This window comes from Parashewanella sp. 2304DJ23-3, from assembly GCF_056591695.1.
On the sequence record NZ_JBWQOH010000011.1, the window covers coordinates 129,433 to 137,527 of the forward strand.

Here is an 8,095-nt window from a genome sequence, read left to right on the forward strand (position 1 = left end):
TCCTTGTCGCTTTATGAATTACTTCTCAGAAGACGGATATTCCAACTTCTTATGATCTTTACCCATGGCTTCAGCAACTTCTGGAGGCATGTAGTTTTCATCATGCTTAGCTAATACTTCGGTTGCTTTAAGCGTATGAGGCCCGACTAAAACGCCTTGAGCCACAATTCCTTGGCCTTCACGGAATAAATCGGGCAACAGGTTATCGTAAGTGACCGTGATTTGCTTTCCTGTCGAATCATGTACCGCAAATTGAACATGTAAACTGTCTGGGTCGCGCTTGAGCGAACCAACTGTAACCATGCCACCAATACGAATACGCTGGCCTATGCTGGGTTTCTGACCAGTATCCTTCTTCCCCATAGTAACTTCAGAAGGGGTATAGAAGAGATTCAAATTAGAATTCAGCGCATAAAGCAGTAATGCAATTGCTGCAGCAAAACCAATAACTAATGCAGAGGCCAGAGCCAGTCGCTTTTTACGCCTAGGATTCATTCTTTTTTCTCCGTATATCTTTCAAACGCTGTTCACGCTCGAGTTTTGTGGCAATTTCTTTAAGAATTTTACGCTCTTTGGTGGCGCTAAAGAAAATTAAAATCAGTAAACTTGCAAAGCAGATCCCAAATGAGGCCCAGACATAAGCAGCGTAGCCTCCCATTTGAAGAAAGCTTTGTAGTGAGTCGAATTGCATTATTTGTTCACCTCTTTCATCGCCATGTCTTTAACCCAAGCACGCATACTGCAGCGGGCGATAATTTCAGCCTTAAATCGCATGATAGTAATTGCACCAATCATTAAGCCAAAACCAAAAATATTGAGTAATAAAGGGTGCAACATATCGCCAGTAATCGCAGATTTTTCGGTGATTTTAATCGTTGAACCTTGATGCAATGAATTCCACCAATCCACAGAGTACTTGATGATTGGAATATTAATCACGCCTACAATAGATAAAATGCCAGCTGCACGCGCTGCGATTACTTTATCTTCAAACGAGTTGTACAGTGCAATCACGCCTAGATATAGAAATAGTAGCAAGAGTTCAGAGGTTAATCGTGCATCCCAAACCCAGTAGGTGCCCCACATAGGTTTACCCCAGAGAGAACCTGTGATTAATGCAATGAAGGTCATCACTGCACCGATTGGAGCCATTGATGCTGCTGCCCAGTCAGCCATTTTTAATTGCCAGACTAAACCAACGAATGAGGCGATAGCCATACCGACATAAACCGACATCGACATAGACGCCGCAGGCACGTGAATAAAGATGATGCGATAACTATCACCTTGTTGATAATCCGTTGGAGCGAATAAAAGTCCCCAAATCGTACCAACAATGACCATTGAAAAGCCTAAAATGGCAAACCATGGGAACAGTTTTGTAGAAAGTTGGTACGCACGTTCTGGTTGCGCATAAGGATGAAGCCATTTCCACATTTAATTTGTACTCACTTTTAATGCTGCACCGATTGCAAAGGGTGCCAAAGTTAATGAACCGACTAACATTGCCGCTATTATAGCCAAATGTCCGCTGTAGGGTAAGCTCATTCCTGCTGCATCAATTGCACTTGTCGCAAAGATAAGTACTGGAATATACAAAGGAAGGATCAACAAACTCAGTAAAACACCGCCTTTATTGATTCCTACTGTTAAAGCGACACCAATAGCACCTAACAAGCTTAATACCGGCGTACCTACAAGTAGCGTTAATAACAGTGCTGTGTAAGCGTTCGACTCTAGGTTTAACAGTAAGCCGAGCAGAGGAGCAATGATCACAAGTGGTAAGCCCGTTAGTAACCAATGTGCAATTACCTTAGCCAAAGCAAGTATGGGCAGAGGTTGTGGACTTAATAGCATTTGCTCCAAAGTACCATCATTAAAATCGGCTTTAAATAAACGTTCGAGTGAGAGCATTGAAGAAAGCAGTGCTGCCACCCAAATAATCCCTGGTGCGATTTTGGTCAAGGTGTTCGGCTCAGGGCCAATGCCCAACGGGAACAAGGTAATTACCATGACAAAAAATAACAGCGGGTTAAAAATATCACCTCTGTGACGAATGGCTATTGAGAGGTCACGTTTTAAAATGGTGATAAAACCTTGGCTGTAACTGATATCGTGTTGCACTGCAGTTCCTTTAGTCATCGAGATTACCCAAGCTAATACGCTTTAAACGATCAGAGCTTATAACGCCTAAATCTTGATGGCTGGTTAAAATGACACAACCGTCATTGTTGGCGTGCTCAATAAAACGCTTCTCTAGATTCTCAACCCCACGCTTGTCGATTGCGGTAAAAGGTTCGTCTAGGATCCAAATCTGCGTACTGGTATCCCACAGACGTGCCAGTGCTGTACGGCGATGTTGGCCAGCTGAGAGGTGACCAGCTAGAGCATCTTCAAAGCCATCTAAGCCAACCTGCGCTAACGTGTCTTTTATTTCGTGCTGATATTGACCACTCAATGTGAGGTTCACTTTCAAGTTCTCTGCTGCAGAAAGTTCGGGTTTTACACCAGGCTTGTGACCGAGATAAAGTAGATCTTGATGATACTCTTCACTCACTCGCTCGATATTGTGCCCATGAAAAAGCACTTGACCATCATAAGGGCGTGACAGGCCAGTAAGAATGCGTAATAGACTGGTTTTACCTGCACCATTTGGGCCTTCGATTTGAACGATATCACCAGCGTGAATCTCAAAACTGAGCTCATCAAATAGTATACGTTCTTCACGAATGCAGGTGAGCCTATCTGCAGCGATTAACGGGTTCTCAGAAGTCGTTGTTGTCACAGCACTCTCTAACGCTAGTGTCTTTATTTGAATGGCGGTCAGTTTAGCACAAAGCCTGACGAAGGTTACAGCATAGTAAAAAGACTTTGATTTACTGCAAACAATGCCTAAATCCTTTTACATTTTAACTAAATTGATTGAACTCAAGCTGTCATCAACATTAAGTTTTTGTGTAATTAGTGAGCATAGTCACAATGTTGTGTATACTTTTTAGTCATAAGCATGCGTTTTGTGCTTTAAAAAAGTTACTTTAATTGGGTTTTAACCTTTAAACCCTGCATTAATTACAAGATAAGTGTGTGAATTTCTGTATTAGGAACGTTTAACATGAAAAAACAATTAGCAATGATTGCAGTAGTAGCAAGCGTATTTTCAGTAAATGCATTTGCAGCAAAGGATGGTAAAGCAACGTATATGCAAGCTTGCCACGTGTGCCACGGAACAGGTTTAGCCGGTGCTCCAAAAGTACATGACCAAAAAGCATGGAAAGAAAGAATTGATAAAGTAAGTAGCGTTCCTCAAAGTGGCGGCAAGAAAGGTATGGATGGTCTTGTTGCCGTAGCATTAAAAGGTAAAGGTGCGATGCCACCAAAAGGGACTTGTGTTGCATGTAATGCAGACGACTTAAAAGCTGCGATTGAATTTATGATGAGCAAAGCAAAATAGTTTTTCTTATTTCATAAAAAAAACCGGCTTAAGCCGGTTTTTTTATCTCTAAAAATACGATTATTCAGAAATTAACGTATCTAGTTTTAGTGTGACTTTCCCACCGACTTTTACATTTGCAGCTCTACCTTGCAAGTCACCTGCTTCAGGTTTAAATCGTCCATTCTTAGACAGGAGCGCAATGATGTCTACGGTTTTAACATCGCTAAATGTCACTGCAGTCCCTAGCTCGTTTGCCTGAGCTAATTTCAAATGAGTTGGGAAGGTTTCATGTTCAGCTTTATAGGCTGCAATCGGAACAATTTTGTCACCAGAAGTTCGTGCAAAGACAAATAACGTGTCATTAGGTGAAATCTTATCTTTCAATTCATCTGCAACGGTCACTTCAACTTCAACCCCTAAATTTGGGTCAATAGGTTTCGGTGGATGTTCAAGGCGATTTTTCGCTTCTGCAATTGCGTTTTTCACTGCTTCGCGATCAATATCTTGACGTTCACTATTCAGAATTTTTTCCCAAGCAGTGATGGCTTGCTGGTAGTTGGACTCAAAGAAAGCATTCATACCAACTAAAAGCAGTGTTGCCGGATCACTCGAGTCCAGTTTCAGTGCTTTATTGATAATGGTTTGAATCTCAGGAGTCATGGTCTGACTATTCTTATAGAACATCGCTGTCGCTTTAGGCCCTAAAAGCTCGGCGGTTTCACCGTCGATGCCAATTGCTTGGTCAAAAGCATGTATCGAGTCATCATAGCGACCAAGTGACATATAAGCATGACCAAGACTGAACCAGGTCTCACTGTCTTTAGGGTTCTCTTTGACTTGTTGCTCCATCAACATAAGTTGCTGCATCGCCATTTGTTCTGGCGTCATGCCTTCATGACCTTGAGTTATGGTCGGTACATTCTCGATAATGTCGTACGAACCGAGTTTATTGTATAAATAACCCGTCACTGACAGAATGGTAATGCTCATAATGAGAGGCCAAGCCGGATTTCGTTTTACGATTTTTGTCGAGACTTGTTCTTGCTCCGCAGACTTAACGTCTTGCAAAAGAGTAATTTCAAGTTCTTGCTTTAAAACATCAAACTCTTCTTGGCTGATGGTGCCGTCAACTAAGTCTTTCTCAATAAAAGCGAGTTTTTCTTGGTAGACTTCAAGGTTGGCTTGTTGCCTTACGTCTTCAACAGTATCCGAAGGGAGACGTTTTTTGAAAAAAGGAAACCAAATAAGAGCAAAAGTGATAGCGACGAAAATAATCGCAAAAATCCAAAACGTGGTCATCATAAAGCGTCTTTTTGTTAATTAAAAAATACGGCTAAACCGAATAGGTTGGGCGATTATACGTCAATATCATTGAGTGAACTAGATTTTCATCAACTTTGGTAAGATTAAACAAATTTAATACTTGTAACAAAATGCGTGAAATTAGCAGACAAGATACGCCATTAGTTCTAAAATAGCCGCAGTTTTATTCAATGCTCATTCAATCCAACTAGAATAGTGTTTGAATTTGCACAAGTAGGAACGCATCATGATCCCTGAACTCGGACACTTCGCTTTAGTCCTAGGCTTAGCGTTTGCTCTGTTATTGTCTGTAGTGCCACTTATTGGTGTTGCTCGCAATGATGAGCTACTCACTCGATACGCTTGGCCCCTTACTTACGGTATGTTTTTCTTTGTCGCAGTCGCCATAGGCATTCTTGGCTATAGCTTTGCAACCGACGATTTTTCCATTAGCTATGTTGCCGCTCATTCAAACTCGCATTTGCCTGAGTTTTTTAAGATAGCGGCAATATGGGGTGGGCATGAAGGTTCACTTCTGTTTTGGGTGTTTACCTTATCGTTATGGACAGCATCAGTAGCATTATTCAGTAAGAGTATTGATGTCCGTTACACGGCGCGGGTGCTTTCAATATTGGGTATTATCGTTACTGGTTTCTGTTTGTTTATGTTGTTGACCTCAAATCCATTTGAGCGTTTATTCCCTATGCCGCTTGAAGGTCGTGACTTAAACCCAATGCTGCAAGATGTTGGCTTAATCTTCCATCCACCAATGCTTTATATCGGTTATGTTGGCTTCTCTGTCAGCTTTGCATTTGCAATTGCGGCGTTAATGAGTGGTCGCTTAGATTCTGCATGGGTTCGTTGGAGCCGTCCTTGGACATTGGCTGCATGGACGTTCTTAACCGGCGGTATCGCACTCGGTTCTTGGTGGGCATACTACGAACTTGGCTGGGGCGGATGGTGGTTCTGGGATCCGGTCGAAAACGCTTCCTTTATGCCTTGGCTTGTAGGAACGGCATTGATTCACTCTTTAATTGTGACTGAGAAAAGAGGGACGTTCCGTAACTGGACCGTACTACTTTCAATCTTTGCCTTTAGCTTGAGCTTATTAGGTACCTTTATTGTACGTTCAGGCGTACTCACATCGGTCCACTCTTTTGCCGCAGACCCAAGTCGTGGCTCATTTATCCTATTATTACTTGCTATAACTATTGGTGGCTCACTGACATTATTCGCTTTCAGAGCGAGTCAAATGCGTAGCCCAGCACGTTTTCAGTTATTGTCGAAAGAAACGTTACTGCTCATATGTAACCTGCTGCTTTCCGTTGCAGCAGCAACAGTATTGCTTGGTACGCTATATCCTATGCTGATTGACTCACTAGGCTTAGGTAAAATTTCTGTTGGCCCACCTTATTTCAATGCGATATTTGTTCCATTATCACTCATGACATTTGTGTTTATGGGCATTGGTCCAATCATTCGTTGGAAGAAAGCGAAACAAGGCGAAATAAAAGCAACCTTACTTTTACCTGCAATTATTGCAGTTGTACTTGGCTTCATTGTGCCATTCATTGCCGGTGGAAAATTTGAAATTTGGGTGGCATTAGGTGCATCAGCAGCTATTTGGATTGTGCTTGCCACAATAAAAGCAGCACAGAAGATGGCAACAACGGCACAAGGCAAATTTGAATGGTCTCGCCTAAGTCGTAGCCAAAAAGGGATGCTATTCGCTCACTTTGGTATGGCTGTCACTGTTGTCGGTGTTGCAATGGTCTCTCATTATGATGTTGAAAAATCAGTTCGAATGGGGCCAGGTGCAAGCGCCGAGCTCGCAGGTTATACCTTTACATACGATGGTATGAAACAACTTAAAGGTCCAAATTACACAGCAAATCAAATGCAAGTTAAAGTCTCTAAGGGCAATGAACTGGTTACAGTCTTAAAGCCAGAGCGACGCCAATATAATGTGCAAGTTATGAGCATGAGCGAAGTGGGTATCGATTGGGGTATCTTTCGTGACTTATATGTAACCATGGGCGACCCGGTTGATAGCACAGACTATGCAGTACGTTTGAACTATAAACCTTATGTGCGTTGGATTTGGTTTGGCGCTATCTTTATGATGATTGGTGGTATTTTGGCTGCTACTGATAAACGTTACCGTAATCGTGTTACTGCTAAAAGCAAAAAGGACATCAAAAATGATGAACCTAGCAGCAGTCTCGTTACACAATAAAGACCAGAAGCGGAGAAAAGATGAAGAAAATTGTACTCTTTATACCTTTAATACTTTTTGCAGTGCTGGGGTTCTTTTTATATCAGGGGCTTTTCCTGAATCCACAGCAATTAGACAGTGCTTTAGAAGGTAAAGCTATTCCAGCGTTTAAACTTGAAAAGTTGGAAGATGCAAAACAAAGTATTACCAACAAGGATTTGGTCGGTAAAGTTTCATTGCTTAATGTTTGGGGCACATGGTGTCCTTCATGCAAGTTTGAGCATCCATACTTAATGAAGCTTAAGAAGCAAAATATTTTACCTATCTATGGTATCAATTATCGTGATGAACGTGATGATGCTTTGGAAGAGTTAAAAACAATGGGTGATCCATACAGCATCAATATTTTTGACCATACAGGTAGTTTAGGCGTTGATCTTGGTGTGTATGGTGCACCGGAAAGTTTTGTCGTTGACCACAAGGGTGTAATTCGATTGCGTTTTGCGGGCCCAATTGATGATTATCAATGGAATAATAAACTATTACCATTAATTAAGAAGTTGCAAGCAGAAGCCAAAGCGGATGGAGCTCAGTAATGAAAACGGCCGTAATTAAAAAGGCATTGATGCTGTTTAGCCTAGTTTTTGTGTTTACGATAGGTCGAGCTGTTGCAACACCCGTCGATACCTATCAGTTTAAAAGTGAAGTAAACCAAAAGCGTGGGATTGCATTGGCTCGCTCTATGCGCTGTCCACAGTGTCAGAATCAAGACTTAGTGGATTCAAACTCTCCTGTAGCACATGACTTACGTCTTCAGGTATATAAGATGGTGGATGAAGGACGTAGTGATTCAGAGATCATCAATTACATGACTCAGCGCTACGGTGACTTCGTTTTATACAACCCAAGATTAGATGGCAAGACCTATCTATTATGGTGGGGACCATTAGGCCTATTGATTGTTGGTGCTATGGTGGTTGGTCTGTTTGTTCGTCAGCAAAGAAGTAAGCGAGAAGATAAGCCAGCTTCTTTGTCCGCAGAAGAACAAGCACAGTTAGATAAGCTACTTTCAAGTAAAGTAGAAGCGAATGAAAAAGACATTTAACAGTCGATTCTTACCAAAATAGAGATAAAAAGGGCAATTT

General features: G+C 41.7%; 10 protein-coding genes. 4 read left to right on the top strand and 6 right to left on the bottom strand.

Features of this window, described 5'->3' with window-relative positions; translation table 11 throughout:
* Positions 1–18: 18 nt before the first annotated feature.
* The 5 genes from ccmE to ccmA are packed head-to-tail and all read right to left on the bottom strand — an operon-like array spanning position 19 to position 2,785.
* Positions 19–495 (bottom strand): cytochrome c maturation protein CcmE, encoded by a 477-nt coding sequence (gene ccmE / locus AC1EU2_RS16695; RefSeq protein WP_480299401.1) that lies wholly within the window; start codon positions 493–495, stop codon positions 19–21.
* On the bottom strand, positions 485–691 hold the full coding sequence (gene ccmD / locus AC1EU2_RS16700; RefSeq protein WP_480299402.1) for a heme exporter protein CcmD: 207 nt from the start codon (positions 689–691) through the stop codon (positions 485–487). Before ccmD ends, ccmE begins: the two co-directional genes overlap by 11 nt.
* Positions 691–1,437: a heme ABC transporter permease gene (locus AC1EU2_RS16705; RefSeq protein ID WP_480299403.1), complete on the bottom strand. Its 747-nt coding sequence runs from the start codon at positions 1,435–1,437 to the stop codon at positions 691–693. Before AC1EU2_RS16705 ends, ccmD begins: the two co-directional genes overlap by 1 nt.
* A complete protein-coding gene (gene ccmB / locus AC1EU2_RS16710) occupies positions 1,438–2,142 on the bottom strand; it encodes a heme exporter protein CcmB (protein ID WP_480299404.1) in 705 nt (234 codons plus the stop codon).
* Positions 2,135–2,785: a cytochrome c biogenesis heme-transporting ATPase CcmA gene (gene ccmA, locus AC1EU2_RS16715; protein ID WP_480299405.1), complete on the bottom strand. Its 651-nt coding sequence runs from the start codon at positions 2,783–2,785 to the stop codon at positions 2,135–2,137. Before ccmA ends, ccmB begins: the two co-directional genes overlap by 8 nt.
* 327 nt (positions 2,786–3,112) lie before the next feature.
* Here ccmA and AC1EU2_RS16720 point away from each other — a divergent pair, with 327 nt between their 5' ends.
* Positions 3,113–3,451, top strand: coding sequence for a c-type cytochrome (locus tag AC1EU2_RS16720; RefSeq protein WP_480299406.1), 339 nt, complete (start codon positions 3,113–3,115; stop codon positions 3,449–3,451).
* A gap of 60 nt (positions 3,452–3,511) precedes the next feature.
* Here the strand turns inward: AC1EU2_RS16720 and ccmI are convergent, their stop codons facing one another.
* Positions 3,512–4,735 carry a c-type cytochrome biogenesis protein CcmI gene (gene ccmI, locus AC1EU2_RS16725; protein ID WP_480299407.1) on the bottom strand — a complete coding sequence of 408 codons (1,224 nt, stop codon included), beginning with the start codon at positions 4,733–4,735 and terminating at the stop codon, positions 3,512–3,514.
* A gap of 247 nt (positions 4,736–4,982) precedes the next feature.
* Here ccmI and AC1EU2_RS16730 point away from each other — a divergent pair, with 247 nt between their 5' ends.
* Genes AC1EU2_RS16730 through nrfF form a run of 3 tightly spaced genes read left to right on the top strand, consistent with a single transcriptional unit; the run spans position 4,983 to position 8,055 of the window.
* Positions 4,983–6,971, top strand: coding sequence for a heme lyase CcmF/NrfE family subunit (locus tag AC1EU2_RS16730; protein WP_480299408.1), 1,989 nt, complete (start codon positions 4,983–4,985; stop codon positions 6,969–6,971).
* Between the two features lie 20 nt (positions 6,972–6,991).
* Entirely contained in the window at positions 6,992–7,546 is a 555-nt protein-coding gene (locus AC1EU2_RS16735; protein ID WP_480299409.1) for a DsbE family thiol:disulfide interchange protein, read from the top strand.
* The gene (nrfF, locus tag AC1EU2_RS16740; RefSeq protein WP_480299410.1) at positions 7,546–8,055 is read left to right on the top strand and encodes a heme lyase NrfEFG subunit NrfF; all 510 of its coding nucleotides are present in this window, start codon (positions 7,546–7,548) and stop codon (positions 8,053–8,055) included. Before AC1EU2_RS16735 ends, nrfF begins: the two co-directional genes overlap by 1 nt.
* Positions 8,056–8,095 lie beyond the last annotated feature (40 nt).

Bases quoted from the DNA above. Each gene is read 5' to 3' on its own strand.
- ccmD (WP_480299402.1), bottom strand. From the start codon at position 691: ATGCAATTCGACTCACTACAAAGCTTTCTTCAAATGGGAGGCTACGCT.
- ccmE (WP_480299401.1), bottom strand. From the start codon at position 495: ATGAATCCTAGGCGTAAAAAGCGACTGGCTCTGGCCTCTGCATTAGTT.
- ccmB (WP_480299404.1), bottom strand. From the start codon at position 2,142: ATGACTAAAGGAACTGCAGTGCAACACGATATCAGTTACAGCCAAGGT.
- nrfF (WP_480299410.1), top strand. From the start codon at position 7,546: ATGAAAACGGCCGTAATTAAAAAGGCATTGATGCTGTTTAGCCTAGTT.
- AC1EU2_RS16735 (WP_480299409.1), top strand. From the start codon at position 6,992: ATGAAGAAAATTGTACTCTTTATACCTTTAATACTTTTTGCAGTGCTG.
- ccmI (WP_480299407.1), bottom strand. From the start codon at position 4,735: ATGATGACCACGTTTTGGATTTTTGCGATTATTTTCGTCGCTATCACT.
- AC1EU2_RS16720 (WP_480299406.1), top strand. From the start codon at position 3,113: ATGAAAAAACAATTAGCAATGATTGCAGTAGTAGCAAGCGTATTTTCA.
- AC1EU2_RS16730 (WP_480299408.1), top strand. From the start codon at position 4,983: ATGATCCCTGAACTCGGACACTTCGCTTTAGTCCTAGGCTTAGCGTTT.
- AC1EU2_RS16705 (WP_480299403.1), bottom strand. From the start codon at position 1,437: ATGTGGAAATGGCTTCATCCTTATGCGCAACCAGAACGTGCGTACCAA.